Consider the following 25,379-nt stretch of genomic DNA (forward strand, 5'->3'; position numbering starts at 1 on the left):
GGGCGGCGCACCGCCGCCCGAGGTTCTGATCAGCCGCGCAGGACGCGCTCGGTGATGGACTTGCCGCCGCGGCCGAGGGCGAGCAGCCCCGACTGCGCGAGCTCCTTGATGCCGAAGGGCTCGATGGCCTTGAGGAAGGCGTCGACCTTGCCCTGGTCGCCCGTGATCTCGATCACGAGCGCGTCGGGCGCGTAGTCGACGACGTTGCCGCGGAAGAGGCTCACGACCTCGAGGACGTTCGACCGGGACGCGTTGTCGGCGCGCACCTTCACGAGCATGTGCTCGCGCTGCACCGACGCGGCGGGGTCGAGCTCGACGATCTTCACGACGTTGATGAGCTTGTTGAGCTGCTTCGTGACCTGCTCGAGCGGGAGGTCGTCGACGTCGACGACGACCGTGATCCGGGAGAGCCCGGGGATCTCGGTGACGCCGACGGCGAGGGAGTGGATGTTGAAGCCGCGTCGGGCGAACAGGCCCGCGACGCGGGTGAGCAGACCGGGACGGTCCTCGACGAGCAGGCTCAGCACGTGGGACGACATGTCAGTCCTCCTCGGAGAAGGCGGGCGAGTGGTCGCGCGCGTACTGGATGTAGCTGTTGCTGACGCCCTGCGGCACCATCGGCCACACCATGGCGTCGGCGCTCACGACGAAGTCGATCACGACGGGGCGGTCGTTCGTCTCGAGCGCGAGGCGGATCGCGTCGTCGATCTGGTCCTCCCGCTCGACGCGGATCGCGAGGCAGCCGTACGCCTCGGCCAGCTTGACGAAGTCGGGGATGCGGACGGTGTCGTGGCCCGTCTGGAGATCGGTGTTCGAGTAGCGGCCGTCGTAGAACAGCGTCTGCCACTGCCGCACCATCCCGAGCGACGAGTTGTTGATGATCGCGACCTTGATCGGGATGTCGTTGAGCGCGCACGTGGCGAGCTCCTGGTTCGTCATCTGGAAGCAGCCGTCGCCGTCGATCGCCCACACCACGCGGTGCGGCTCGGCGACCTTCGCGCCCATCGCGGCGGGGATCGAGTACCCCATCGTCCCGGCGCCGCCGGAGTTCAGCCACGAATTCGGGCGCTCGTACTTGATGAACTGCGCCGCCCACATCTGGTGCTGCCCCACGCCCGCGGCGTAGACCGCCTCGGGGCCGGTGAGCTCGCCGATCCGCTGGATGACGTGCTGCGGCGAGAGCAGCCCGTCGGTCGTCGGGGCGAAGCCGAGCGGGTACTGATCCTGCAGGCCGCGCAGGTAGGCCCACCACTCGTCGTAGTCCGGTGCGCCGCCCTGCGTCGTCGAGCGGAACGCCGTGTCGAGATCGACGAGCACCTCCTTGAGGTCGCCCACGATCGGCACGTCGGCCGTGCGGATCTTGGAGATCTCGGCGGGGTCGATGTCGACGTGCACCACCTTCGCGTGCGGGGCGAAGAGCGCCGCCTTGCCGGTGACACGGTCGTCGAAGCGCGCGCCGAGGGCGACGATGAGGTCGCTCTCCTGGAGGGCGAGCACGGCCGGCACCGCCCCGTGCATGCCGGGCATGCCGAGGTGCTGCGGGTGGGAGTCGGGGAACGCGCCGCGCGCCATGAGCGTGGTGACGACGGGCGCGCCTGTCGCCTCCGCGAAGGTCTTCAGCTCCTCCGCAGCGCGGCCGCGGATGACGCCGCCGCCGACGTAGAGGACGGGCTTGCGCGCCTCCGCGATGAGCGACACGGCGGCCTGGATCTGCTTGCCGTGCGCCTTCGTGACGGGGCGGTAGCCCGGCAGCTCGTAGCGGGGCGGCCAGACGAACGGCGCCTCGGCCTGCTGCGCGTCCTTGGTGATGTCGACGAGCACGGGCCCAGGGCGGCCGGTCGAGGCGATCTCGTACGCCGCGGCGATCGCGCCGGGGATCTCCGCGGCGTCCTTCACGAGGAAGGAGTGCTTCGTGATCGGCATCGTGATGCCCACGATGTCCGCCTCCTGGAACGCGTCGGTGCCCATGAGCGTGGAGAACACCTGGCCGGTGATGGCCAGCATCGGCACCGAGTCCATGTACGCGTCGGCGATCGCGGTCACGAGGTTGGTCGCGCCCGGGCCGCTCGTCGCGATCGTCACGCCGACCTTGCCGCTGGCCGAGGCGTAGCCCTCCGCCGCGTGGCCGCCGCCCTGCTCGTGCCGGACGAGGATGTGGCGCAGGGAGGCCGCCGACATGAGCGGGTCGTAGACGGGCAGGATGGCGCCGCCCGGAAGGCCGAAGACGTCGGTGACGCCCAGCAGCTCGAGCGAGCGGACGACCGCCTCGGCGCCCGTGAGCACGGGCGCTTGCGCGGAGGTGCGAGCGGGTGGCCGCGGAACGGCCGGTGCGGTTTCGGCAGGCATGATGATGCTTCCTCGCTGTTGGTCGAGTGGGTGCTCAGCGGACGCGGCGGGGCCGGGACCGGCTCAGCCGGTCGTCGCGCCTTCCGCGGCGGAGCGCACGAGCTTGGAGTACTTGGCCAGAACGCCTCGGGTGTAGCGCGGGGGCAGGGGCTCCCAGCCTTCCCGGCGGGAGCTCAGCTCTGCTTCGTCGACGAGTAGGTCGAGAGTGCGAGCCGCGATATCGACCCTGATCAGATCACCATCGCGCACGAAGGCGATGGGACCAGCGTCCACCGCCTCTGGTGCGATATGGCCGATGCACAGCCCGGTTGTGCCGCCTGAGAATCGACCGTCTGTCAAGAGTAGTACATCCCTGCCGAGGCCAGCGCCCTTGATGGCCGCCGTGATCGCGAGCATCTCGCGCATGCCGGGGCCGCCCTTGGGGCCCTCGTAGCGGATGACCACCACGTCGCCCGCGGCGATCTCGCCGTTCGCGAGCGCGTCCATGGCGCCGCGCTCGCGCTCGAACACGCGCGCGGGGCCCTCGAACACCGACGCGTCGAAGCCGGCGGTCTTGACGACCGCCCCCTCGGGCGCGAGCGAGCCGTGCAGGATGGTGAGCCCGCCGGTCGCGTGGATCGGGTCGTCGAAGCGGTGGACGACCGTGCCGTCGATCGGGTCGGGGTCGAGCTCGCGCAGGTTCTCCGCGACGGTCTTGCCGGTGACGGTGAGCGCGTCGCCGTGGATGAGTCCCTCGTCGAGCATCGCCTTCATGATGACGGGGATGCCGCCGTGGCGGTCGACGTCGTTCATGACGTACTTTCCGAACGGCTTCATGTCGGCCACGTGCGGCACGCGGTCGCCGATGCGGTTGAAGTCGTGCAGGCTCAGCTCGACCTCGGCCTCGCGTGCGATCGCGAGCAGGTGCAGCACCACGTTCGTCGAGCCGCCGAGGGCCATCGCGAGCGCGATCGCGTTCTCGAACGACTCCTTCGTCAGGATGTCCTTGGTCGTGATGCCCTGCCGCAGCAGCTCCACGACGGCCTCGCCCGACCGGTGCGCGAAGTAGTCGCGCCGACGGTCGGCCGCCGGCGGCGCGGCCGATCCGGGCAGGCTCAGGCCGAGCGCCTCGGCCACCGAGGCCATCGTGTTGGCCGTGTACATGCCGCCGCAGGCTCCCTCGCCCGGGGCGAAGGCGCACTCGATGCGCTTGAGGTCCTCCTCCGACATGAGACCCGCGCGGCACGCGCCCACGGCCTCGAAGGAGTCGATGATCGTGATGTCCTTCTCGGTGCCGTCCGAGAGCTTGACCCAGCCGGGCGCGATCGAGCCGGCGTAGAGGAAGACGCTGGACAGCCCGAGCCGCGCGCTGGCCATGAGCATGCCGGGGATCGACTTGTCGCAGCCCGCGAGCAGGACCGTGCCGTCGAGGCGCTCGGCCATGATGACGGTCTCGACGCTGTCGGCGATCACCTCGCGGCTCACGAGCGAGAAGTGCATGCCCTCGTGGCCCATGGAGATGCCGTCCGAGACCGAGACGGTGCCGAACTGGAGCGGGTAGCCCCCGCCTGAGTGCACGCCCTCCTTCGCGCCCTGCGCGAGCCGGTCGAGCGACAGGTTGCAGGGGGTGATCTCGTTCCAGCTCGAGGCGATGCCGATCTGGGGCTTGTCCCAGTCGGCGTCTCCCATGCCCACGGCGCGGAGCATGCCGCGCGACGTCGTGGCCTCGATGCCGTCCGTCACCACGCGGCTGCGGGGCTTGATGTCGATCTCAGGGGTATCGCTCACGCTGGAAGTCTATTCCCCGCGCAGGGCGCCGCCGTGCCGCTGCGCAGGTGGGTCGACCACGGCGCGCGCGACTGGTCAGGATGCTCGACGACGCGCGATCTCGCTGAGCAGCGCGGCGAGAGCGGCGGCGTCGGGGACGCGCACGGCGGCCGCGGTCTCCCCCTCGCCGACGCGGATGCCGAGGTCGCCGTCCCCGAGCGCGCGGAGCGCATCCTCATCGGTCACGTCGTCGCCCGCGAAGAGCACGGCCGTCGCCCCCGTCGCCTCGCGCAGCGCGGCGACGGCCGAGTCCTTGCCCTCGTGCCGCCACGCGAACTCGACGACGTCCCGACCCGTCCGGCGACGCCATCCCGGTGCGCGCTCCGCCACGAGGCGGTCGACCGCGTCCTGCGCGGCCGCGGTCGTCGCGTCGTCGGCGAGCCGCGTGTGCAGGGCGAAGCCGAACGCCTTGCGCTCGATCCACGCGCCGGTCATCCCCGCGACGGCGGTCTCGGCCKCGTCGACCAGCGCGGCGGCCGCGGCCCGCTCGTCGGCGTCGTCGGCGGCGGCCGCGGGCGCCGCTCCCGCGGGCCGCCAGTGCTCAGCGCCGTGCGAGCCGGAGAGCCACACGGGCGAGGCGTCGTCGTGCTCGGCGATCACCCGGAGGTCGGCGAGCGAGCGCCCCGAGACGAACGCCACGATCGTGTCGGGGGCGGCCGCGAGGGCCGCCACCGCCGCCGTGGCCTCGGGGATGGCCCTCGCCGTGAGCGGCTCGTCGACGAGCGGCGCGAGGGTGCCGTCGAAGTCGAGGGCCACGAGCAGCCGCGACGTCTGCGCGACCGACGCGATGGCCGCCTGCGCGCGCGGGTCGCCGACGGGCGCCGCGCCGGTCACCGGCGACGCTCCCGGTAGGTCTCGAGGTCGGCCAGGAAGCGGCGCCCCCAGCGCTCGACGTCGTTCTCGAGCACGCGCCGGCGCATGCTGCGCATCCGCCGCGACTGCTCGGCCGGGGGCATCTCGATCGCGCGCATGATCGCCTCCTTCATGCCGTCGATGTCGTGCGGATTGACCAGCAGCGCGCTGCTGAGCTCGTCGGCGGCCCCCGCGAACTCGCTCAGCATGAGCACGCCGCGGTTGTCCGAGTGCACGGCGACGTACTCCTTCGCGACGAGGTTCATGCCGTCGCGCAGGGCGGTGACGAGCATGACGTCGGCCGCCAGGTAGAGCGCGACCATCTCCTCCCGCGGGAATCCCTGATGGAGGTAGCGGATGGCCGTGTGGTGGATCGTGTCGTAGTCGCCGTTGATGCGGCCGACCGTGAGCTCGATCTCGTCGCGGAGCTCCTGATACGCCTCGACACCCGGCCGACTGGGGCTCGCGACCTGCACGAGCGTGACGTCGCCGACCTGCACGCGGCCGTCCTGCAGGAGCTCGCCGAACGCCTTGAGCCGGTGCCGGATTCCCTTGGTGTAGTCGAGGCGGTCGACCCCGAGGAGCACCTTGGAAGGGTTGCCGAGCTGCTCGCGGATCTCCTTCGCACGAGCGCGGATGGCCGGATCCTGGGCCAGCTCGATGAAGGACTGCGCGTCGATCGAGATCGGGTACGCCTTCGCGATCGCTGTGCGCGCGGTGCCGTCCGGCTGCGGGATGGTGATCGTGTCGCTCCTCGTCGCGTAGCGGAGGATGCGCCGCACCGAGCGCTGGAAGTTGCCGGCGTCGGCGACCCGCTGGAACCCGATGACGTCGGCGCCGAGGAGACCCTCGACGACCTGGCGGCGCCACGGGAGCTGGGCGTAGAGGCCGTAGGCGGGGAACGGGATGTGGTGGAAGTAGCCGATGATGACGTCCGGCCGCAGCTCGCGGAGCATCTGCGGGACGAGCTGGAGCTGGTAGTCCTGGACCCACACGAAGCCGCCCTCCGACGCCACCTCGGCCGCGGCCTCGGCGAAGCGGCGGTTGACGCGGACATACGCGTCCCACCAGCGGCGCTTGTAGACCGGCGTCGCGATGACGTCGTGGTACAGCGGCCAGATCGTCCCGTTGGCGAAGCCCTCGTAGTAGTCCTCGAGCTCCTCGGCGCTGAGCTGGATCGGCACGAGGTGCGTGCCGTCGAAGTCGAACGGCTCGACGTCGAGGCCCGGCTTGCCCGCCCAGCCCACCCACGCGCCGTCGACCTTGTGCATGACCTGCTCGAGAGCCGTCACGAGACCGCCCGGGGAGCGACGCCAGGCCGGCTGGCCGGTCTCGTCCTCGATCCGATCCACGGGAAGGCGATTTGCTACGACGACGAGATCCGCTTCGGCCATGACGCTCCTTGAGTATCCGGTTCGCCAGTCTAGCCAGCGCCGCGCGGCCGACCCCGCTCCCCCGCGGCGCCCTTGACGGCGCGGCGCCGCGTCCGATACCAGCGCGCGCGAGACGCCGCAAGCCCCACGGCGCCCTCTGCGCACGCGCGGGTCGCGCGCTAGCGTGGGGGCATGCGCAAGTACCTCATGGGAACCGGACTCCTCGGCGCGATCACGAGCGGCTACTCGCTGCTGAAGGGATCGAACGACAAGCGGTTCACGTGGCGCGTCGCACTCGCCTGGCTGAGCTGGGCGATCACGCTCACCCTCGCGATCGGCGAGGCCCGCGACATCCGCACCGCCTCGCGCGGCGGCGCCGTCCCCGAGGACTCCCCCATCGCCGGCAAGGAGTACAAGTACGCCGGCACGCCGAAGCCCGGCAAGAAGGACAAGGGCACGCGCGGCCGCAAGCGCCGCTGACGCCCGCGGCGTCAGCTCGTCGCTTCGTCGTCCCCATATCCATACCTTAGTTATATAACTGCGGTATGCTGTTGACATGGATCGCGCACGGGACCTCGAGAGCATCATCGTCGCGGCGCACGCGCTCACCCGCGTGGCGGCACTCGAGACCCGGAACGAGGCGCCCGCCGCGCAGTGGCGGACCCTCGCGATCCTCCGCGAACGGGGGCCGCTGCGCATCGGGGAGCTCGCTCGACTCAGCCGCATCACGCAGCCGGGCGTCACGCGCCTGATCGGCGGCATGGCCGACGCGGGGCTCGTCGCGCGCGAGCCCGACCCCGACGACTCGCGCGCGGTGCGCGTGGCCGCCACCGAGCGCGGCGAGCAGGCGTACGCCGCATGGCGCGTGCAGCTCGTCGAGGCGCTCCTCCCCCGCTTCGCGGATCTCAGCGACAGCGAATGGCAGGCGCTGCGCACCTCGGCCGAGCTGCTCACGCGGCGGATGGCCGACGCGCGGCCCGCGGACGGAGAGGAGAGCTCGGAACGATGAGCTCAGGAGAGAGGACAGCGTCGATCTGGCGCCAGCCGATGCAGGTATGGGCGGTCGCGTTCGCGAGCGTCGTCGCGTTCATGGGGATCGGCCTCGTCGACCCGATCCTGCCCGCGATCGCGGAGCAGCTGCACGCGACCCCCGCCGAGAGCGAGCTGCTCTTCACGAGCTACCTCGTCATCACGGGGCTCATGATGCTCTTCACGAGCTTCGTCTCGAGCCGCATCGGCGCCAAGCGCACCCTCCTCATCGGGCTCGGGTTCATCCTCGTGTTCGCGTTCCTGTGCGCTGTCAGCGGCTCGGTCGACGCCGTGATCGGCTTCCGCGCGGGCTGGGGCCTCGGCAACGCGCTCTTCATCTCGACGGCCCTCGCGACGATCGTCGGCGCGGCGGCCGGCGGCAGCGCGAACGCGATCATGCTCTACGAGGCCGCGCTCGGCCTCGGTCTCGCCGTGGGCCCGCTCGTCGGCGGTCTGCTCGGAGAGGTGACCTGGCGCGCTCCCTTCTTCGGCGTCGCGACCCTCATGGCCATCGCCATCATGGCGATCGCCGTGCTGCTCAGGGCACCGGCCGACCGCCCGGAGCCCGTGCGCCTCACGGCGGCATTCCGCGCGCTCGCGACGCCGGCACTCGGCCTGCTCGCGACGGCCGCGATCTTCTACAACATCGCGTTCTTCGTCCTGCTCGCCTACTCGCCGTTCCCGCTCGGCTTCTCGGCGCTCGGCATCGGCTTCACCTTCTTCGGCTGGGGGCTCGGCCTCGCGATCACCTCGATCTGGGGCGCGCCGCTGCTCCTGCGCGTCGTGCGCAGGACGACGGCGATCGCGATCATCCTCCCGCTCATCGCGGTCGACCTCGTCGTCGCGGGGCTCCTCGTCCACAGCAAGCCCGCGCTCGTGACGTGCATCGTCGTGGGCGGGCTGCTGTTCGGCTTCATGAACACGATCCTCACGGAGACCGTGATGGAGGCGACCGACATCCCGCGCTCGATCGCGTCGTCGTCGTACTCGGGCGTGCGCTTCCTCGGCGGCGCCGCCGCGCCGCCCCTCGCGGCCGTGCTCGCCGAGCATTGGGGCGACACCGCTCCCTACGTGTTCGGGGCGATCGCCGCGCTCATCGCCGCCGTCATCGTCGTGAGCGGACGCCGTCTGCTCGCGCGCGCCGACGCGGGCCACGAGACCGCGGTCGACCAGGCTCAGGCCGTCCTCGTCGGCGACGCCGACTGATGCGGCGCCCCGTGGAGTCTCGGCGCCGAGCGCGCCGCGACTCCACGGGCACCTGGGTATCGCGCTCGGAGCGCGCGCGGCCCTACACTGCGAACATGCGCGTCATATCGGTATCGCGATGAGCGACTTCACGCCCCTGCGGCCCCCGGCACCCACTCGACTGAGCGAGCTCGTCTTCGAGCGCATCGCCGCGTCGATCGTGTCGGGAGAGCTCGCGCCCGGGGCCCAGATCAAGGACGACGAGGTCGCCGCCCAGCTCGGCGTGTCCCGCATGCCGGTGCGGGAGGCCTTCCTCCATCTCGAGCGCATCGGCCTCATCGAGATGGTCGCGAGCAGATACACGCGCGTGACCGAGATGACGCCCGAGATCGCCCGGGACGCCTTCGAGTACGCGGGCAACCAGGCCGGATGGGCGGGGCGCCTCGCGGCCGAGCGGATGACCGACGAGGAGCTCGCGCAGGCGCTCTCGCTCCTCGACGCGATCCTCGCCGAGACCGGCGACGCCGACGCCCATCGGAAGCGACTCGACGACTTCTACCTCGACCTCCTCGAGCAGTCGCGCAGCCGGCAGCTCCAGCTCGCGTCGCGCGACATCAACCTCGCGCTCGCGCGAGCGGTGCACGGCGTCGAGTCGGTGCCGGACGACCTGCTCGCGGCGATGGGCGACGGGTACCGGCGGCTGCGCGAGGCGCTCTCGGAGCGCGATGCCGACGGCGTCGAGCGGATCATCCGGGAGATCCACGCGATCTACGCGCGACTCTGACCGTCTTCGAAGGGGTGCGTGCAGCCGAAGGCGCGCAGCATCGCCGCCGACTTCGCGACGGTCTCGTCGGCCTCGGCCGCGGGATCGCTGTCGATCGTGATCGCGCCGCCCGTGCCGATGCGCGCGACGCCGTCGGCGACGACCGCGGTGCGGATGACGACCGACAGGTCGACGGCGCCGCAGCGCGAGAAGGCGCCGATGACCCCGGCGTAGACCCCGCGCGGCTCCGCCTCGAGCGCATCGAGCAGCTCGACCGTGCGCCGCTTCGGCGCACCCGTCATCGACCCCGGCGGGAACAGCGCCCCCGCGGCCCGCACGCCCGCAGCGGGGCGCGGCAGCAGGCGCGCCCGCACCGTGGTCACGAGCTGGTGCACCGTCGCATACGTCTCCACGGCCATGAGCTGGGGCACGTCGACGGTGCCCGGGGCGCTGATCCGGCCCAGGTCGTTGCGCAGCAGGTCGACGATCATGAGGTTCTCGCTGCGCGTCTTCGGGTCCGCGGCGAGCGCGGCCGCCGCCGCGCGGTCGGCGGCGGGATCGGCGAGGCGTCGCGCGGTGCCCTTGATCGGCTTCGTCTCGGCCCAGCCCGAGCGCGAGACCGTGAGATAGCGCTCGGGCGAGCACGACAGGATCGTCCGGCCCGGCAGCCGCAGGTACGACGCGTAGGGAGCGGGGTTGGCGCGCCGCAGCCGCCGGTAGGCCTCGAAGGGCGCGTCGTCGGCCGGACACCGCAGCGTGTAGGTGTAGCAGGCCTCGTAGGAGTCCCCCGCGAGGAGCCAGGAGCGGACGGCGTCGAGGTCGCGCCGGTAGCGCGCGCGGGTCACGGAGGCCTCAGCAGCGCCCGCGGACGGCGGCGCGAGCGGCGGCGCGAGCGGCGCGAGCTCGCCGAGCCGGCGGGCCGTCGCGGCGATCCAGGAGCGCGCGTCCGCCTCGTCGGATGCGGGGCCGGTCGCGACGACCTGCACAACGCCGTCGACGTGGTCGACGACGACGTACCGGCTGAGGTGCACGAGCTGGGCGTCGGGCTCGCGCGTCGGCCGCCGCGCGCCGATGTCCTTGACGCCGTAGCCGATCGCGCCCACGTAGCCGCCGGCGAACGGGAGATCGGACGGCGCATCGACCGGGTTCGCTTCGAGGCGCTCGGCGAGGAGCTCCCACAGGTCGATCCCGGCTCCCGCGTCGGCCCCGTCGATCCGCACCCGGCCGTCCGCCGCCCAGAACTCCACGACGTGATCGCGCGGCCCCTCCGGCGCGCCGATGATCGACCAGCGGCCCATGCCGTACGCCTGCTGGGCGCTGTCGAGCCAGACCGCCGTCCCTCCGTCCGGGCCGTGGAGCGCGGCGAAGATCGCCTCGGCGTCGGCCTCGAGCGGCAGCGTGCGCGTCCACGCGAGCCACGTGCCGGGGCGCCCCGTCGAGCCCGTCATGCGCGCTCCTGTGCGAGGAAGTTCTCGACGATCCGACCGCCCGCGCCGGTCCCGATCGACTCCGGATGGAACTGCACGCCCCACCATCCGCGCTCGACGCATTCCCCCGCCATGATGAGGGCGTCCTCCGAGCGCGCGGTCACGCGCAGCGCAGCCGGAGCGGGCTCGGCCACGACGAGCGAGTGGTAGCGGACGGCGTCGAACCCTTCGCTCACGCCCGCGAACAGCGCGGACCCGTCGTGCGCGATGCGGTCGATCCGCCCGTGCGCGGGGCGCGGGGCCGGCACGATGCGCCCTCCCAGCGCGACCGCCATCGCCTGGAATCCGAAGCACACGCCGAGCACGGGCACCGCCGCGCGCTCGAGCACCTCGAAGCCGCGCGCGACGTCCTTCGCGCGATGGGGTGTGCCGGGCCCCGGGCCGAGCACGACGTGCGAGTACCTCGCCAGGTGGTCGACGTCGACGTCGTCGTTCTGCACGAGGTGCGGCTCCACGCCCGTCGCGCTCCAGATGAGCTGCAGCAGGTTGCCCGTGTACGAGTCGTAGTTGTCGACGAGGAGCACTCGGCGCTCGCCTGCCTGTCCCTTCGTCATCGACACCATTCTGGGGCACGCGCGGACGGGTGCGAGACTGGGCGCATGCAGCTGCTCGACGGGGCGCCCGCGTCGGCGGCCGATCTCCAGCCGCTCGCGCTCACGGGCTTCGGCCACTTCACCACGATGCGGGTCGAGCGCGGCGGCGTGCGCGGCCTCGCGCGGCACCTCGCGCGGCTCGCGCGGGACTGCCGCACGGTGTTCCGCGCCGAGCTCGACATCGCGACCGTGCGCGATCAGCTGCGCGCGGCGATCGCCGACGAGCCGGACCCCGTCATCGTGCGGGTGACGGTGTTCGACCCGCGGCTCGGGGTCGAGAGACCCGGAGCGGAGGCTCGCCCCCGCGTGCTCATGACGCCGCGCCCTGCCGCCCCCGCGCGGCCTGCCGCCCTGCGCGTGCGCACGGTCCGCTTCGCCCGCGAGCTCCCGGCCGTCAAGCACACGGGCCTCTTCGGCGCTCTGCTCGCGCGTGCCGAGGCGCAACGCGACGGGTGGGATGACGCCGTCTTCGCCGACGACGCCGGTCGGCTCGCGGAGGGGCCCACCTGGAACCTCGGGTTCGTGCGCGACGGCGGCGTCGTCTGGCCGGCCGCCGACGCGCTGCCCGGTGTCACGGCGGCGCTTCTCGACGACGCGCTGCGCGCGCACTCGGTGCCGAGCTCGACCGCAGCCGTGACGCCGGCGGATCTCCCCCGGATGGACGCGGCGTTCGCGACGAATGCCGGATTCGGTGTGCGGCCCATCGCGAGCATCGACGGGGTCGCGTGGGATCCCGCGCACCCGGCGCTCGAGCGGCTCGAGACGGCCTATCTCGGGATCCCGCTCGAGCAGGTGTGAGGGCGCCCGCGTAGAGTCGCGCCATGAGCGATGTCATCATCACGGTGCGCGGCGAGGATGAGGAGCGCAGGGCCCCCGAGCGGGCGACCCTCCATCTCTCCGTGCGCGCCGACGCGCCGGCGCGCGACGAGGTCGTGCGGCGCGTCCTCGCGCGGTCCGAGACGGTCCGCGAGCGGATCGCCGCGGCGAGCGCGGCCGGGTCGATCCTCGACTGGTCGAGCGCGCGTCTCGCCGTGCGCGTCGAGCGCCCGTGGGGCGACGGCGGCGTCCGCCTCGACCCCGTGCACACGGCCGCGGTCGACTTCACGGCGACGTTCGCCGATGCCGGCGATCTGTCGGCGTGGGTGTCGGACGCATCGGCGCTCGACGACGTCGAGATCGGCGAGGTGCACTGGCACCTCACCGCGCAGACGCGGGCCGCCCTCGAGCGCGACGTCGCCGCGCGGGCGGTGGGCATCGCGGTCGCGAGGGCGAAGGCGTACGCCGAGGCGCTCGGCCTGCACTCCGTCGTCCCGCTCGAGGTGGCCGACCCGGGCTTCCTCGCCCCCGACGGCGGCCCGCGGCCGCTTCGCGCGATGCGCGCGACGGCGTTCGACGCCGCAGAGGCCTCCGTGAGCTACCGCCCCGACGACATCGTCGTGGCGGCCGCCGTCGAGGCGCGGTTCGCCGCGCGCTGAGGCGGCGGGCGCCGCACGCGCCCGCCGCCTCAGGCGGTCATCGTCGTCCGGGCTTCGCGACCGAGAGCTGGGCGACGTCGCTCTGCACCCGGCCGTGGGCGTTCTCGACCGTCGCGCGCACGAGCAGCCCGTCGCTCTCGGAGCGCGCCTTCTCGATGCGGTACGCCGCCGAGCCGTCCGTCGCGAGCTGCGCGGTCGAGCCGGCCGCGGGCTGCCACGTCTCGCCGCCATCGGCGGATGTCTCCCACGTCACGACCGGAGCCGGCGCTCCCGAGACCTCGATCGCGAACTGCGCCGATCCGTTCTTGCGCGCCGTCGCGTCGTCCGGCTGCACGGCGATCTCGGGCAGCCCGGCCGTCTGATCGACCACGGGCCATCCGTCCTCCCACGCGAGTCGGTGGAGACCGAGACGGGGGAAGTACGGGATCTCCTCGTTGGCCGCGTCGTAGTAGTGGAAGGCGAGCACGCCGTCGTCGACGGACTGCCCGCCGGGGCCGACGATCGCGCCGTGGGTGTCGAGCAGCGTGCTCCCTCCCCCGCCGAGCATGTCGCGGCCGTCCTTGTCGAGGTACGGGCCCGTGACCGACCGCGAGCGCCCCACCGCGACGTGATAGGTGCTGTCCGCACCCTGGCAGCAGGCGTCGAAGGAGACGAAGAGGTAGTACCAGCCGTCGTGCTCCTCGATGAACGGCGCCTCGACGCGATTGCCGGGGGCGAAGCGGTCGACGAGGTGCACGGCGTTCTCGAGCGCGCCGGGCACGGGCTTGCCGCTCGGCCACGCGATCTCGACGAGGAAGATCCCGTACCAGTGCGAGCCGATCGCCATGTAGGGCGTCCCGTCCGCGTCCTCGATGATGCCGGCGTCGATCGCGTTGAACTCCTTGCCGCCGGCGATGGGCTGGGGCGACGCGATGACGGGACCCTGGTCGACCCACGCGTAGTCGGGGTCGTCGGGGTCGAGCGTCGTGTTCGTCGCGAGCGCCGTGACCGAGGTGTTCGTGCCGAAGCGCGACGCGGAGTAGTAGAGGTAGTAGGTGCCGTCGTGCTCGTAGAGCTCGGGCGCCCACAGGTTGTCGGGCAGTGCTCCGTCGGCGAAGTGGTCGTCGATCCAGGTGGGGATCTCGTCCCAGACGTTGCCGTCGTACTCCCACGTGACGCCCTCGTCGTGCGACGACCAGGTCTGGATCGTCCCGCCGTTCGCGCGGCCGACCTCTCCGGTCGAGTACACGTACCACGTGCCGTCGCTCTCGTCGATGAAGAGCGACGGGTCGTGGATGGGCGCGGTCTGCCCGGTGACCGAGATGCCTCCGGTCGGTGCCGGCTCCGGCTCGGTGCGCGGCGCGGCCGCGGCGGGCACGGCCGCGCTCGCGACGAGCGTGGCCGCCAGCAGCGCGGCCGGGAGAAGGGAAGAGCGGCGCGATGTCATCTGGCTCCTTTTACAACGTTGTAGATGAGGACTGACCCGACCCTAGCCGGACCGGACGCGAGGGGTCAACCGCACGAGAGAGGGGAACGCGCCAGCGCGTTCCCCTCGACCTCGTGCGGGATGTCGTCCCGACGGCGCTCGGAATCAGGCGGCCATGCCGCCTCCTCCGATCACGCGTCCGCGCGTCTCGGATTCGCGCGCGAACGGGGTGTGGGCGTTCTGAGAGAAGCCGGGCGTCTCGGCGAGCATGCTGTGGCTCGTCTGACGCCGGGAGTCCCCCACCTCTGCGCACACGTCATAGCGGATGAAAGGCATTTCCGTCTCCCTGCAGATGAGGCCCCAGTCGCCCCGCGATCCCTCTGCGCGCCGATCCGTCCGGCGGGCAGCCCCTCGGTCTCCAGGACGTTCCCCATCCGCCCTCCAGTAAAGCCACCTCGCCCTCCGCGAGGTGGGCGCGTCGCGGATTTAACCCTCGACTTCACCCATTGCATCCTCCGGAGGATCATGGCAGAAGGGAGGTGTCCACGGAAGGGCAGGAAGGAGCGCTGACAGGATGCGGACCGACCGCTTCGCCGATCGCGCGGAGGCGGGCCGCGCGCTCGCCGACCTGCTCGCGGATCTCCGCGGCACGCCGGATCTCCTCGTCCTGGGGCTCCCGCGCGGCGGCGTGCCGGTCGCGGCAGAGGTCGCGCGTGCGCTCGGGGCCGAGCTCGACGTGCTCGTGGCGCGCAAGCTCGGCCATCCGGCACAGCCCGAGGTCGCCATGGGCGCGATCGCCGCGGTCGGGCGCGACGACCTCGCCGCCGTGGAGAACCCGGCCATCGCCGACCCCTTTGCGATGGCGGGCGTGCGGGCCGATGAGGAGGTCGAGCTGCGGCGCCGACAGCGGGCGTACCGAGACGGCCGCCCGCCCGTGCGGATCGACGGCCGCGTGGTCGTGCTCGTCGACGACGGCCTGGCGACGGGCGCCACCATGCGCGCCGCCGTCGCGGCCGTGCGCGCGGGCTCCCCCGCCCGCGTCATCGTCGCCGTCCCCGTCGCGCTCGGGACGACGGCCGACGACATCGCACACGAGGCCGACGAGGTGGTGTGCGCGTGGGCGGCCGAGGGCCTGTGGGCCGTCGGCGCCGCGTACGACCGCTTCGATCAGACGAGCGACGACGAGGTGCGCGAGCTCCTCGCACGCGCCCTGCGGGACATGTCCTAGTCTCGAACCCATGGCGGCACCCGCACCTGGATCGCAGACGCTGAGCCGCGGCATCCGGCTGCTCGAGCTGATCGCCGCCTCCGAGCGCGATCCGACGATCGACGAGCTCGCGGCGCGCCTCGACGTGCACCGCTCGGTCGCCTACCGTCTGCTGCGCACGCTCGAGGACCACGGACTCGTCTCCCGCGACGAATCGGGCAGGGTCGCGCTCGCCGCGGGCCTCGCCGCCCTGGCGGCCGGCGTCTCGCGCGATCTCCGCCAGGCCGCGCTCCCCGATCTCGAGGCGGTCGCCGACGAGCTCGGGATGACCTGCCTCCTCGCGATCCAGCTCGACCGCGACGAGGCCGTGACACTGCTGAGCGCATCGCCGCGGCAGACGATCGCCGTCGTCTCCTACCGCCCCGGCCACCGCCATCCCATCACGCGGGGCGGCCCCGGCAAGGCGATCCTCCTGTCCATCCCCGAGGAGTCCTGGCCCGCCGACGTCGACGACCGGCTGCGCACGGAGATCGCGGAGAGCCGCGCGCGAGGCTACGCCGTCAGCCACGACGAGGTCGTCTCGTCGCTGCACTCGGTCGCGGTCCCGCTGACCGTGCCGGGTCAGCCGCCCGCCGCGATCGCGGTCATCCACGTGTCGCTGCCGCGCGATGCGTCGGCCATCGCCGCGCGCCTGCAGTCCGCTGCCGCGAACGTGGTGCGCCGCTACGGGGCCTGACCGGGAGCGGATCAGGCGCCGACGGCGGTCGCCGCGCAGCCGGCGAAGAACGCGGCGAGCTCGTCGCGCGCCGCGAGCGGGAGGACGTGCGCGACGTACTGATCGGGCCGCACCACGACGACGGCTCCCGAGCGATCGACGCCGCGCGCGTCGAAGATGTCGTCGCCCGGATCGGCCGCGTACACCTTCTCGTGGTCGACGACCTGGAACGGCCCCGTCCGAGGCCGGAACACGTCGGGAACGCGTCCCGGATCGACGTCGAGATGCGCCTCCTGGTAGACGACCTTCACGTCGAACCACGCATCGCGGTCGGCGCCGGCGGGCGTCGCGGTGAGCGGCGACGCCGACGAGGTCGCGAGCCACTCGGCGAACTCGACCGTCTCCGACCCGCGCGCGAGGCCATCCGCCCCCGCGAAGACGTAGATGCGCCAACGGCCGTCCGCGCGCGCGTGGTGCCCCAGGTGCACGGGATTGCCGTCGCACACCCGCACCACGGGGTGCGATCGGAAGCGCTTGCCGATCGGGAACCCGGCGGCGAGCGCCTGATGCACGCCCTCCCCCACGATCATGGACGGCGCGTACTCGGTCATGAACCCCGCGGGGAACTCGGCCGTCTGCACGTAGAAGCGCTCGAGCTCGGTGGGGTCGTCCAGCTCGTCGGGTTTCGCGGCCATGAGCGACGACCACTTCCGGTCGAAGTCGATGAGGTTCTGCGCGACGACCTGCCGCTCGGCGGAGTACGTCGCGAGCAGGGTCTCGGGCGCGCGGCCCTCGAGCACGTGGCCCAGCTTCCACCCGAGGTTGAAGCCGTCCTGGATCGACACGTTCATCCCCTGCCCCGCCTTGGCACTGTGCGTATGGCACGCATCGCCCATGATGAAGACGCGCGGCGTGCGCGAGCCCGGCTCGACGACGTCGTCGAAGCGATCGGTGACGCGGTGGCCGACCTCGTACACGCTGCGCCATGCGACGTGCCGCACGGTGAGCGTGTACGGGTGGAGGATCTGGTTGGCGCGGGCCTCGACCTCCTCCTGCGTCGTCAGCCGCACCCGGCCGTCGTCGTCGGGCGGGACCTCGCCGAGATCGACGTACATGCGGAAGAGGTGGTTCCCCTCGCGGGGGATGTGCAGGATGCTGCCGCCGTCGTGCGACTGGATGGCGCACTTGCGGCGGATGTCGGGGAAGTCGGTGTCGGCGAGCACGTCCATGACGCCCCACGCGTGGAACGCCTTCGCGCCCTGGTGCGTCGCGCCGATCGCCTCGCGCACGCGGCTGTGCGCCCCATCGCCGCCGACGACGTACTTCGCGCGGACGACGCGCTCGGCACCCTGGTCCGGGCCGACGGTGCGCCGCAGCGTCACCGACACCGGATGGTCGCCCTCGCCGATCTCGAGCCCGACGAACTCCCACCCGTAGTCCGGCCGGTTCCTCGTGGGCGAGTGCGCCATGACCTCGAGGAAGTAGTCCTGCACGCGCGCCTGGTTCACGATGAGGTGCGGGAACTCGCTGATGCCGGTCGGGTCGTCGGGCGCGACCGCGGTGCGCACGATGTTCTCGGGATGCGCGGCATCCGGCTTCCAGAAGGCCATCTCGGTGATGCGGTAGGCCTCCTCGATGATGCGGTTCGCGAAGCCGAACGCCTGGAACGTCTCGACGCTGCGCGCCTGGATGCCGTCGGCCTGGCCGACCTCGAGCCGTCCGCCGCGGCGCTCGATGATGCGCGTCGTGATCCCGGGGAACTGCGACAGCTGCGCCGCGAGGGTGATGCCCGCGGGCCCGGTGCCGACGATGAGGACGTCGACGACGTCGGGGAGCTCCTCCGGGCGCTCCAGGCCGACACCCGCGGCCGGCTGCACGCGCGGATCGCCGGAGACGTAGCCATGGTGGTGGAACTGCATGGGAGATCTCCTCACGTCGATGTGGGTGATGCAGGCTGCTGCGCCGCGAGTTCGATAATCGAACACATCGTTCTCTTATCGAATGAGCCGAGCGTACTCCGGATCCGCCGTCGAGGCAAGAGAACGTATACGATCTGCCCGTCGATTCGATAGGATGGTCGCGTCCGGGCCGCGGGAGCGCCCGGTGCTCGAAAAAGGGGCACGAAGCCGCGCGGCGGCGCGAGCGAGACACATACGGAGCACCGTCGCCCGTCCTCGTCTCGAAAGGCCCTGCCATGCCCCATGTCTCCCAGCACGTCGCCGTCGCCCTCGCCCGCCACATCGACCAGGTGTTCGGCCTCATGGGCAACGGCAACGCCCACTTCCTGGACGCCATCCTGCGGCACACGTCCGCGTCGTTCACCGCCGTCCGCCACGAGGCGGGCGCCGTGGTCGCGGCTGACGCGCACTATCGCGCCTCCGGACGGATCGCCGCCGCGACGACGACGTACGGAGCGGGCTTCACGAACACCCTCACCGCGCTCGCCGAGGCAGCGCAGGCGCGCGTGCCGCTCGTCCTCATCGTCGGGGACGAGCCGACATCCGGACCCCGCCCGTGGGACGTCGACCAGATCGCGCTCGCCTCGGCCGTCGGCGTCCGCACGTATACCGCGGGACGCCTGGACGCCGCCGCGAGCACCGTGATCGCGATCGAGCACGCGCTGTCGTACCGCGTCCCCGTCGTGCTCGCGATCCCCTACGACGTGCCGACCCTCGAGGCCGGCGAGGTGCCGCCCACGCCGCCGCTGCATCTGCCGCAGCCGCAGGAGCCGTCGCCGGCCACCCGCGCCGCGATCGCGCGCGTCGCCGAGGCGCTCGCCGCGGCCGAGCGGCCGCTCCTGCTCGCAGGGCGCGGTGCGCACCTGGCCGGCGCGCGGGCCGCGCTGGGCGCACTCGCCGACGCGACGGGGGCGATCACGGCATCGACGGCGCTCGGCCGCGGGGTCTTCCCCGATCCGCGCCACGATCTCGGCGTGACGGGAGGCTTCGGCGCCCCCGGGGCGATGGAGCTCATCCGCGAGGCCGACGTCGCCGTCGTTCTCGGCGCGTCCCTCAGCCCGTTCACGATGCGCTTCGGCGAGCTCTTCTCGCCCGGAACCCGCGTCGCGCAGGTCGACGTCGCGCCGACGGCGACCCATCCGCGCGTCGGCGAGTTCCTGCAGGGCGACGTGCGCGTGATCGCCGAGCACCTCGTGCGCGCGCTCGACGGGGCCACGCCCTCGGGGTGGCGCGAGAGCGTCGACCTCGCTCCCCTGCGCGCGCAGGACCCGGGCGAGCGCACGGCAGCCGATGGGCGGCTCGACCCGCGCAGCGCCGCGGCGCGCATCGGCGAGCTCCTGCCCGAGGACCGCATCGTCGTGAGCGACGGCGGGCACTTCATCGCGTGGGCCAACATGTACTGGCCGGTCGCATCGCCCGAGCGGATGATCATGGTCGGCACCGCGTACCAGTCGATCGGTCTGGGGTTCCCGAGCGTCGCGGGCGCTGTGCAGGCCGCGCCGTCGGCGACGGTCGTGCTCACGACCGGCGACGGGGGCGGCCTCATGGCGCTCGCGGATCTCGAGACCGCCGTCCGGACCGCGGGCGGCCGGGGCATGTGCGTCGTCTGGAACGACGGGGCGTATGGCGCCGAGGTGAACCTCTACGGGCTCAAGGGCCTCGCCGAGGAGCCCATGCTCATCCCCGACGTCGACTTCGCCGCGCTCGGCGCGGCGGTGGGAGCCGAGGGGGTGGTGGTGCGCGACCTCGCCGACCTCGAGCACCTCGCGCGCTGGACCGCGCGCCCCGTCGAGGAGCGGCCATTCCTCCTGCTCGACCTCCGCGTGAGCCGGTCGGTCATCGCCCCGTATCAGCGCGAGGTCATCCGCGTGAACAGCTGAGGCGTCGGCGCCGAGGAGGCCGCCCGGATCACCGGGCGGCCTCCTTCCGTGCGCGGGTCAGCGCTCCCAGGCGTAGATGCCCTCCGACTGCTCGGCCTCCGCGGTCGGGCGCAGGTTGATGCCCTTGCGATCGCGCAGGAGCAGCGTCGCGACGAGGCCGACGGCCGTCATGCCGACGAGGTACCACGTGACCGAGGTCGACGAGCCCGTCGTCTGCTGCAGCCACTGCGCGATCGTCGGGGCGAACGCCCCGCCGAGGATGGCGCCGATCGCGTAGGAGATGGAGACGCCCGAGAAGCGGACGGAGGCGGGGAACATCTCGCTGTACCACGCCGACTGCGGGCCGTAGGTGAACCCCAGCCCGATCGTCAGGAGGATCAGGCCGAGCGCGAGGAGAGGGGCGCTGCCGGTGTTCACGAGCGGGAAGAGCGCGAAGAGCGCGGCGCCCTGCGCGACCCAGCCGATGATGTACGTCGTGCGCCGACCGAGCACGTCGCTCAGCCAGCCGGCGATGAACGTGGAGACGAGCCACGTCACCGACGAGGCTGTGACCGCCCACAGCACCGCGCCGCGATCGAGTCCGACGGGCCCGTCGGGGTTCGTCGCGTAGTTCTGCACGTAGCCGCCGGTCGTCATGTAGCCCACCGCGTTGTTGCCCGCGAAGACGAGCGCCGCGAGCACCACGAGCGGCGCGAAGCGCGCGAAGAGCCTCACGACGGGCGCGCTCGTGCGCTCCTTGCGCTCGGCGATCTCGGTGAAGACCGGGCTCTCCTCGACGCGGCGGCGCACCCAGTAGCCCACGACGATGAGGACGATCGAGAAGAGGAACGGGATGCGCCAGCCCCATTCGAGGAAGGCGTCGCCGGGGAACACGGCGTTCATGATCGCGAGCATGGCGCTCGCGAGGAGGAGGCCGATCGGGACGCCGATCTGCGGCATCGCGCCGTAGAGGCCGCGCCGGTCGCGCGGCGCGTGCTCGACGGCCATGAGCACGGCGCCGCCCCACTCGCCGCCCGCCGAGACGCCCTGCAGGATGCGCAGGACGATGAGGAGGATCGGCGCGGCCGCGCCGATCTGCGCGTAGGTCGGCAGGAGCCCGATGAGGACAGTCGCGGCTCCCATGAGGATGAGCGTCACGACGAGGACGATGCGGCGGCCGAAGCGGTCGCCGAAGTGGCCAGCGAGGAACGCGCCGAGCGGGCGGAAGAGGAAGCTGATGCCGACCGTGAGGAACGACAGGATCGTGCCGAGCCCCGGGCCCGCCGGCTCGAAGTAGAGCTGCGCGAACACGAGGCCGGCGGCCGAGGCGTAGATGAAGTAGTCGTACCACTCGACGGTCGTGCCGACGACGGTCGCGATGGCGACGCGGCGGCGGTCGGCCGACGAGGCGATGGTGCCGGTGGGCGTGAGCGGCCCGCCGTTCGGGTGATGCGCGGACATCTGGCACTCCAATGTGACGAGGTCGGATGGCGCGTCTGCGCGCCGTCGATCTGGACAATATACGATTTCGAATACGTTCCGACAACACCCTTGCGCGGAGCATCGGATCGTATATGATCTCGTACACGACATCCGTTCGACGAGCGAAGGAGCTCCCGTGGGCCTCGAAGACCGCCGCCTCCCCCGACCCGGGAAGATCATCGCGGTGCACCTGAGCTACCCCTCGCGCGCCGACCAGCGCGGGCGGCGCCCTGCCGCACCCTCGTACTTCCTCAAGCCGTCGAGCTCGCTCGCCGAGAGCGGCGCGACCGTCGAACGGCCCGCCGGGACCGAGCTGCTCGCGTTCGAGGGCGAGATCGCACTCGTGATCGGCACGGCCGCGCGCGGGATCGGCATCGACGACGCGTGGGACCACGTCGCGTGGGTCACGGCCGCCAACGACTGGGGGCTCTACGATCTCCGCGCGAACGACAGGGGCTCGAACCTGCGGAACAAGGGCCGCGACGGGTACACGCCGATCGGCCCCGACCTCATCGACGCGCGCGCGGTCGATCCGGCGCGCCTGCGCGTGCGCACCTGGCGCAACCGCGAGCTCGTGCAGGACGACACGACCGCCGACCTCCTCTTCCCCTTCCGGCAGCTCGTCGCCGACCTCGCGCAGCACCTCACGCTCGAGCCGGGCGACGTCATCCTGACCGGCACCCCCGCGGGCTCGTCGGTCGCCCTCCCCGGCGATGTCGTCGAGGTCGAGGTCGACGCGCACGACGCGCCGGGTGCCCCGACGAGCGGCCGACTCGTGTCGCGTGTCGTCGAGGGCTCCGCCCGGTTCGATCCCGCGCTGGGATCCCTCCCCTCCGTCGACGACCGCCAGCGCGAGGAGGCGTGGGGCTCGCGCGCCGCCGCCGGGCTCGACGCCCCTGCTCCCGCCCTCGACCCCGCGCTGCGCGCCAAGCTCCTCGAGGCTCCCGTCGCGGGGCTCTCGCAGCAGCTGCGCAAGCGCGGTCTCGACAGCGTGTCGATCGACGGCGTGCGGCCGACCCGCCCGGGCGTCAAGCTCGTCGGGGTCGCGCGGACGCTGCGCTTCGTGCCCCACCGCGAAGACCTCTTCCGCAGCCACGGCGGCGGCTACAACGCGCAGAAGCGCGCCTTCGATGCCGTCGGCGAGGGAGAGGTCATCGTGATCGAGGCCCGCGGCGAGCGCGGCTCGGGCACGCTCGGCGACATCCTCGCTCTGCGCGCCCTCGCGCGCGGGGCCGCCGGCGTCGTCACCGACGGAGGCGTGCGCGACTACGCGGCCGTCGCGGAGATGGACCTGCCCGTCTTCAGCCAGGGGCCGCACCCGGCGGTCCTCGGCCGACGCCACGTGCCGTGGGACGCCGACATCGCGATCGCGTGCGGCGGCGCGACCGTCGTCCCGGGAGACATCGTGGTCGGCGACGACGACGGGGTGATCGTCATCCCGCCCGCTCTCGCCGAGGAGGTGGCCGACGCGGCGCTCGCGCAGGAGGCCGAGGACGCCTGGATCGCGGAGCAGGTCGCCGCGGGGCACCCGGTCGAGGGCCTCTTCCCCATGAACGCCGAGTGGCGCGCGCGCTTCGACGCCGCCCGCGGGACGGGAGGATGAGAGCATGACCGACACCCTCACCGGCCTCAGCAAGTCGCAGCGCGCGTACGAGTGGATCCGCGAGCGGATCCAGCGGCACGAGTTCGGCCCCGGCTACCGTCTCGTGCTCGGCTCGATCGCCGCCGCGCTCGACATGAGCGTCGTCCCCGTGCGCGAGGCCGTGCGCCGCCTCGAGGCCGAGGGCATCGTGGAGTTCGAGCGCAACGTGGGAGCCCGCGTGACGCTCGTCGACGAGACGGAGTACCTCCACTCCATGCAGACGCTCGGGGTGGTCGAGGGCGTCGCGACCTCGCTCTCGGCTCCGCTCCTCGACGCCGCCGACCTCGACCGCGCGAGCGCGATCAACGAGCGGCTGCGCCGGCTGCTCGACGACTTCGACCCGCACCGCTTCACGGTGATCAACCAGGAGTTCCACGCGGTGCTCTTCGAGCCCTGCCCCAACCCGCACATCCTCGACCTCGTGCACCGCGGATGGACGCGGATGGCCGGGCTGCGGGATTCGAGCTTCGCCTTCGTCCCCGGCCGTGCGCACGAGTCCGTCGCCGAGCACGACCGCATCCTCGAGCTCATCCGCTCGGGCGCCGAGCCCCTCGAGATCGAGCTCGCGGCGCGGGAGCACCGCTGGGCGACCATGAACGCCTTCCTCGCGCAGCGCCACGCCGCCGAGACGCAGACCGACCGAACGAAGCCCCTCACCGAGGAGGAGACATGACCGACATCGCCCTCGACCGCCGGCACGTGCCCGCGGACCTGCCCGAGCGCATCCAGCACTACATCGACGGGGAGTTCGTCGACTCCGTCGACGGCGGCACGTTCGACGTTCTCGAGCCCGTCTCGAACGACGTGTACCTGCAGGCGGCCGCCGGGCAGAGGGCGGATGTCGACCGCGCGGTCGCGGCTGCGCGCCGCGCGTTCGCGGATGGCCCCTGGCCGCGCATGCTGCCGCGCGAGCGCTCCCGCGTGCTCCACCGCATCGCCGACATCGTCGAGTCGCGCGATGCGCGGCTCGCGGAGCTGGAGTCCTTCGACTCGGGCCTGCCGATCACGCAGGCTCTCGGCCAGGCGCGGCGCGCGGCCGAGAACTTCCGCTTCTTCGCCGACCTCGTCGTCGCGCAGGCGGACGACACCTTCAAGGTGCCCGGCCGCCAGATCAACTACGTCAACCGCAAGCCGATCGGCGTCGCGGGGCTCATCACGCCCTGGAACACGCCGTTCATGCTCGAATCCTGGAAGCTCGCCCCCGCGCTCGCGACGGGCAACACCGTCGTGCTGAAGCCGGCGGAGTTCACGCCCCTCTCGGCGTCGCTGTGGGCGGGCATCTTCGAGGAGGCGGGCCTGCCGCGCGGCGTGTTCAACCTCGTCAACGGCCTGGGCGAGGAGGCGGGCGACGCGCTCGTGAAGCACCCCGACGTGCCGCTCATCTCTTTCACGGGCGAGAGCCGGACGGGGCAGATCATCTTCGCGAACGCGGCCCCGCACCTCAAGGGGCTCTCGATGGAGCTCGGCGGCAAGAGCCCGGCGATCGTATTCGCCGACGCCGACCTCGACGCCGCGATCGACGCGACGATCTTCGGCGTCTTCTCGCTCAACGGCGAGCGCTGCACGGCCGGCAGCCGCATCCTCGTCCAGCGCGCCGTGTACGACGAGTTCGTCGAGCGGTATGCGGCCCAGGCGAAGCGCGTGAAGGTCGGCTACCCGCACGACCCCGCGACCGAGGTGGGCGCGCTCGTGCACCCTGAGCACTACGCGAAGGTGATGTCGTACGTCGAGATCGGCAAGAGCGAGGGTCGGCTCGTCGCCGGCGGCGGGCAGCCCGACGGCTTCGCGTTCGGCAACTTCGTCGCGCCGACCGTGTTCGCCGACGTCCCGCGCGACGCGCGCATCTTCCAGGAGGAGATCTTCGGGCCCGTCGTCGCGATCACGCCGTTCGACACCGATGAGGAGGCGCTCGCGCTCGCGAACGGCACGAAGTACGGGCTCGCGGCGTACATCTGGACGAACGACCTCAAGCGCGCCCACAACGTCGCGCAGGCGGTCGAGGCCGGCATGGTGTGGCTGAACTCGAACAACGTGCGCGACCTGCGCACGCCGTTCGGCGGCGTCAAGGCGTCGGGGCTCGGCCACGAGGGCGGCTACCGCTCCATCGACTTCTACACCGACCAGCAGGCCGTGCACATCACCCTCGGCGAGGTGCACAACCCGACCTTCGGCAGGAACTGACTCCCGGCCATCCGCTCACGC

At 72.3% G+C, this 25,379-nt stretch carries 23 protein-coding genes; 12 read left to right on the forward strand and 11 right to left on the reverse strand.

The window, feature by feature from the left end; translation table 11 throughout:
- Nucleotides 1-29: 29 nt before the first annotated feature.
- From ilvN to otsA, 5 genes are all read right to left on the reverse strand, one after another.
- Nucleotides 30-539 (reverse strand): acetolactate synthase small subunit, encoded by a 510-nt coding sequence (gene ilvN, locus ACOWU6_RS11610; RefSeq protein ID WP_271174012.1) that lies wholly within the window; start codon nt 537-539, stop codon nt 30-32.
- 1 nt (nt 540) lies between these two features.
- Nucleotides 541-2,346 (reverse strand): acetolactate synthase large subunit, encoded by a 1,806-nt coding sequence (locus ACOWU6_RS11615; protein ID WP_282979799.1) that lies wholly within the window; start codon nt 2,344-2,346, stop codon nt 541-543.
- Nucleotides 2,347-2,409: 63 nt separating this feature from the next.
- On the reverse strand, nt 2,410-4,113 hold the full coding sequence (gene ilvD, locus ACOWU6_RS11620) for a dihydroxy-acid dehydratase (protein WP_271174010.1): 1,704 nt from the start codon (nt 4,111-4,113) through the stop codon (nt 2,410-2,412).
- Nucleotides 4,114-4,188: 75 nt separating this feature from the next.
- Nucleotides 4,189-4,986, reverse strand: a complete 798-nt coding sequence (gene otsB, locus ACOWU6_RS11625; RefSeq protein ID WP_421075766.1) for a trehalose-phosphatase — start codon at nt 4,984-4,986, stop codon at nt 4,189-4,191.
- Complete coding sequence (gene otsA / locus ACOWU6_RS11630) at nt 4,983-6,398, reverse strand: alpha,alpha-trehalose-phosphate synthase (UDP-forming) (RefSeq protein ID WP_271174008.1); 1,416 nt, start codon at nt 6,396-6,398, stop codon at nt 4,983-4,985. The genes otsB and otsA overlap by 4 nt, the downstream gene beginning before the upstream one ends.
- A 171-nt stretch (nt 6,399-6,569) precedes the next feature.
- Here otsA and ACOWU6_RS11635 point away from each other — a divergent pair, with 171 nt between their 5' ends.
- From ACOWU6_RS11635 to ACOWU6_RS11650, 4 genes are all read left to right on the forward strand, one after another.
- The gene (locus ACOWU6_RS11635) at nt 6,570-6,857 is read left to right on the forward strand and encodes a hypothetical protein (protein ID WP_271174007.1); all 288 of its coding nucleotides are present in this window, start codon (nt 6,570-6,572) and stop codon (nt 6,855-6,857) included.
- 76 nt (nt 6,858-6,933) lie between these two features.
- Complete coding sequence (locus ACOWU6_RS11640; RefSeq protein ID WP_421075767.1) at nt 6,934-7,386, forward strand: MarR family winged helix-turn-helix transcriptional regulator; 453 nt, start codon at nt 6,934-6,936, stop codon at nt 7,384-7,386.
- On the forward strand, nt 7,383-8,612 hold the full coding sequence (locus ACOWU6_RS11645) for an MFS transporter (protein ID WP_421075768.1): 1,230 nt from the start codon (nt 7,383-7,385) through the stop codon (nt 8,610-8,612). Before ACOWU6_RS11640 ends, ACOWU6_RS11645 begins: the two co-directional genes overlap by 4 nt.
- Nucleotides 8,613-8,730: 118 nt before the next feature.
- Entirely contained in the window at nt 8,731-9,375 is a 645-nt protein-coding gene (locus ACOWU6_RS11650) for a GntR family transcriptional regulator (protein WP_421075769.1), read from the forward strand.
- Here the strand turns inward: ACOWU6_RS11650 and ACOWU6_RS11655 are convergent.
- Both ACOWU6_RS11655 and ACOWU6_RS11660 read right to left on the reverse strand, forming a co-directional pair.
- Nucleotides 9,360-10,802, reverse strand: coding sequence for an anthranilate synthase component I family protein (locus ACOWU6_RS11655; protein WP_421075770.1), 1,443 nt, complete (start codon nt 10,800-10,802; stop codon nt 9,360-9,362). The two genes, ACOWU6_RS11650 and ACOWU6_RS11655, sit on opposite strands and share 16 nt — an antisense overlap.
- On the reverse strand, nt 10,799-11,395 hold the full coding sequence (locus ACOWU6_RS11660; RefSeq protein ID WP_421075771.1) for an anthranilate synthase component II: 597 nt from the start codon (nt 11,393-11,395) through the stop codon (nt 10,799-10,801). Before ACOWU6_RS11660 ends, ACOWU6_RS11655 begins: the two co-directional genes overlap by 4 nt.
- Before the next feature lie 45 nt (nt 11,396-11,440).
- Between ACOWU6_RS11660 and ACOWU6_RS11665 the strand changes: the two genes are divergently transcribed.
- Nucleotides 11,441-12,232: an aminotransferase class IV gene (locus ACOWU6_RS11665; RefSeq protein ID WP_421075772.1), complete on the forward strand. Its 792-nt coding sequence runs from the start codon at nt 11,441-11,443 to the stop codon at nt 12,230-12,232.
- Nucleotides 12,233-12,255: 23 nt separating this feature from the next.
- Complete coding sequence (locus ACOWU6_RS11670) at nt 12,256-12,909, forward strand: SIMPL domain-containing protein (protein ID WP_421075773.1); 654 nt, start codon at nt 12,256-12,258, stop codon at nt 12,907-12,909.
- Between the two features lie 37 nt (nt 12,910-12,946).
- Here ACOWU6_RS11670 and ACOWU6_RS11675 read toward each other — a convergent pair whose 3' ends face one another.
- Nucleotides 12,947-14,335: a glycoside hydrolase family 43 protein gene (locus ACOWU6_RS11675; protein ID WP_421075774.1), complete on the reverse strand. Its 1,389-nt coding sequence runs from the start codon at nt 14,333-14,335 to the stop codon at nt 12,947-12,949.
- Between the two features lie 144 nt (nt 14,336-14,479).
- A complete protein-coding gene (locus ACOWU6_RS11680) occupies nt 14,480-14,650 on the reverse strand; it encodes a hypothetical protein (RefSeq protein WP_271173998.1) in 171 nt (56 codons plus the stop codon).
- A gap of 238 nt (nt 14,651-14,888) precedes the next feature.
- Here ACOWU6_RS11680 and ACOWU6_RS11685 point away from each other — a divergent pair, with 238 nt between their 5' ends.
- Together ACOWU6_RS11685 and ACOWU6_RS11690 are read left to right on the forward strand one after the other, a co-directional pair.
- Entirely contained in the window at nt 14,889-15,542 is a 654-nt protein-coding gene (locus tag ACOWU6_RS11685; protein WP_421075775.1) for a phosphoribosyltransferase, read from the forward strand.
- Nucleotides 15,543-15,552: 10 nt separating this feature from the next.
- A complete protein-coding gene (locus tag ACOWU6_RS11690; protein WP_421075776.1) occupies nt 15,553-16,257 on the forward strand; it encodes an IclR family transcriptional regulator in 705 nt (234 codons plus the stop codon).
- 11 nt (nt 16,258-16,268) lie between these two features.
- Here ACOWU6_RS11690 and ACOWU6_RS11695 read toward each other — a convergent pair whose 3' ends face one another.
- On the reverse strand, nt 16,269-18,155 hold the full coding sequence (locus tag ACOWU6_RS11695; protein ID WP_421075777.1) for an FAD-binding monooxygenase: 1,887 nt from the start codon (nt 18,153-18,155) through the stop codon (nt 16,269-16,271).
- A 275-nt stretch (nt 18,156-18,430) separates the two neighbouring features.
- Between ACOWU6_RS11695 and ACOWU6_RS11700 the strand changes: the two genes are divergently transcribed.
- The gene (locus tag ACOWU6_RS11700) at nt 18,431-20,074 is read left to right on the forward strand and encodes a thiamine pyrophosphate-binding protein (protein WP_421075778.1); all 1,644 of its coding nucleotides are present in this window, start codon (nt 18,431-18,433) and stop codon (nt 20,072-20,074) included.
- 57 nt (nt 20,075-20,131) lie between these two features.
- Here ACOWU6_RS11700 and ACOWU6_RS11705 read toward each other — a convergent pair whose 3' ends face one another.
- Nucleotides 20,132-21,514 carry an MFS transporter gene (locus ACOWU6_RS11705; protein WP_421075779.1) on the reverse strand — a complete coding sequence of 461 codons (1,383 nt, stop codon included), beginning with the start codon at nt 21,512-21,514 and terminating at the stop codon, nt 20,132-20,134.
- Between the two features lie 157 nt (nt 21,515-21,671).
- Between ACOWU6_RS11705 and ACOWU6_RS11710 the strand changes: the two genes are divergently transcribed.
- Genes ACOWU6_RS11710 through hpaE form a run of 3 tightly spaced genes read left to right on the forward strand, consistent with a single transcriptional unit; the run spans nt 21,672 to nt 25,358 of the window.
- Nucleotides 21,672-23,138, forward strand: a complete 1,467-nt coding sequence (locus ACOWU6_RS11710; RefSeq protein ID WP_421075780.1) for a fumarylacetoacetate hydrolase family protein — start codon at nt 21,672-21,674, stop codon at nt 23,136-23,138.
- A gap of 4 nt (nt 23,139-23,142) precedes the next feature.
- The gene (locus tag ACOWU6_RS11715) at nt 23,143-23,850 is read left to right on the forward strand and encodes a GntR family transcriptional regulator (protein ID WP_271173991.1); all 708 of its coding nucleotides are present in this window, start codon (nt 23,143-23,145) and stop codon (nt 23,848-23,850) included.
- A complete protein-coding gene (gene hpaE, locus ACOWU6_RS11720; protein WP_421075781.1) occupies nt 23,847-25,358 on the forward strand; it encodes a 5-carboxymethyl-2-hydroxymuconate semialdehyde dehydrogenase in 1,512 nt (503 codons plus the stop codon). Before ACOWU6_RS11715 ends, hpaE begins: the two co-directional genes overlap by 4 nt.
- Nucleotides 25,359-25,379: the final 21 nt, after the last annotated feature.

Source organism: Microbacterium sp. SA156, from assembly GCF_049065455.1.
Lineage (GTDB): Bacteria > Actinomycetota > Actinomycetes > Actinomycetales > Microbacteriaceae > Microbacterium > Microbacterium barkeri.

Excerpts from the sequence above, each read along its gene's own strand:
- ilvN (WP_271174012.1), bottom strand. The coding sequence starts at position 539 with ATGTCGTCCCACGTGCTGAGCCTGCTCGTCGAGGACCGTCCCGGTCTG.
- ACOWU6_RS11615 (WP_282979799.1), bottom strand. The coding sequence starts at position 2,346 with ATGCCTGCCGAAACCGCACCGGCCGTTCCGCGGCCACCCGCTCGCACC.
- otsA (WP_271174008.1), bottom strand. The coding sequence starts at position 6,398 with ATGGCCGAAGCGGATCTCGTCGTCGTAGCAAATCGCCTTCCCGTGGAT.
- ACOWU6_RS11635 (WP_271174007.1), top strand. The coding sequence starts at position 6,570 with ATGCGCAAGTACCTCATGGGAACCGGACTCCTCGGCGCGATCACGAGC.
- ACOWU6_RS11640 (WP_421075767.1), top strand. The coding sequence starts at position 6,934 with ATGGATCGCGCACGGGACCTCGAGAGCATCATCGTCGCGGCGCACGCG.
- ACOWU6_RS11645 (WP_421075768.1), top strand. The coding sequence starts at position 7,383 with ATGAGCTCAGGAGAGAGGACAGCGTCGATCTGGCGCCAGCCGATGCAG.
- ACOWU6_RS11650 (WP_421075769.1), top strand. The coding sequence starts at position 8,731 with ATGAGCGACTTCACGCCCCTGCGGCCCCCGGCACCCACTCGACTGAGC.
- ACOWU6_RS11655 (WP_421075770.1), bottom strand. The coding sequence starts at position 10,802 with ATGACGGGCTCGACGGGGCGCCCCGGCACGTGGCTCGCGTGGACGCGC.
- ACOWU6_RS11660 (WP_421075771.1), bottom strand. The coding sequence starts at position 11,395 with ATGACGAAGGGACAGGCAGGCGAGCGCCGAGTGCTCCTCGTCGACAAC.
- ACOWU6_RS11665 (WP_421075772.1), top strand. The coding sequence starts at position 11,441 with ATGCAGCTGCTCGACGGGGCGCCCGCGTCGGCGGCCGATCTCCAGCCG.
- ACOWU6_RS11670 (WP_421075773.1), top strand. The coding sequence starts at position 12,256 with ATGAGCGATGTCATCATCACGGTGCGCGGCGAGGATGAGGAGCGCAGG.
- ACOWU6_RS11675 (WP_421075774.1), bottom strand. The coding sequence starts at position 14,335 with ATGACATCGCGCCGCTCTTCCCTTCTCCCGGCCGCGCTGCTGGCGGCC.
- ACOWU6_RS11680 (WP_271173998.1), bottom strand. The coding sequence starts at position 14,650 with ATGCCTTTCATCCGCTATGACGTGTGCGCAGAGGTGGGGGACTCCCGG.
- ACOWU6_RS11685 (WP_421075775.1), top strand. The coding sequence starts at position 14,889 with ATGCGGACCGACCGCTTCGCCGATCGCGCGGAGGCGGGCCGCGCGCTC.
- ACOWU6_RS11690 (WP_421075776.1), top strand. The coding sequence starts at position 15,553 with ATGGCGGCACCCGCACCTGGATCGCAGACGCTGAGCCGCGGCATCCGG.
- ACOWU6_RS11695 (WP_421075777.1), bottom strand. The coding sequence starts at position 18,155 with ATGCAGTTCCACCACCATGGCTACGTCTCCGGCGATCCGCGCGTGCAG.
- ACOWU6_RS11700 (WP_421075778.1), top strand. The coding sequence starts at position 18,431 with ATGCCCCATGTCTCCCAGCACGTCGCCGTCGCCCTCGCCCGCCACATC.
- ACOWU6_RS11705 (WP_421075779.1), bottom strand. The coding sequence starts at position 21,514 with ATGTCCGCGCATCACCCGAACGGCGGGCCGCTCACGCCCACCGGCACC.
- ACOWU6_RS11715 (WP_271173991.1), top strand. The coding sequence starts at position 23,143 with ATGACCGACACCCTCACCGGCCTCAGCAAGTCGCAGCGCGCGTACGAG.
- hpaE (WP_421075781.1), top strand. The coding sequence starts at position 23,847 with ATGACCGACATCGCCCTCGACCGCCGGCACGTGCCCGCGGACCTGCCC.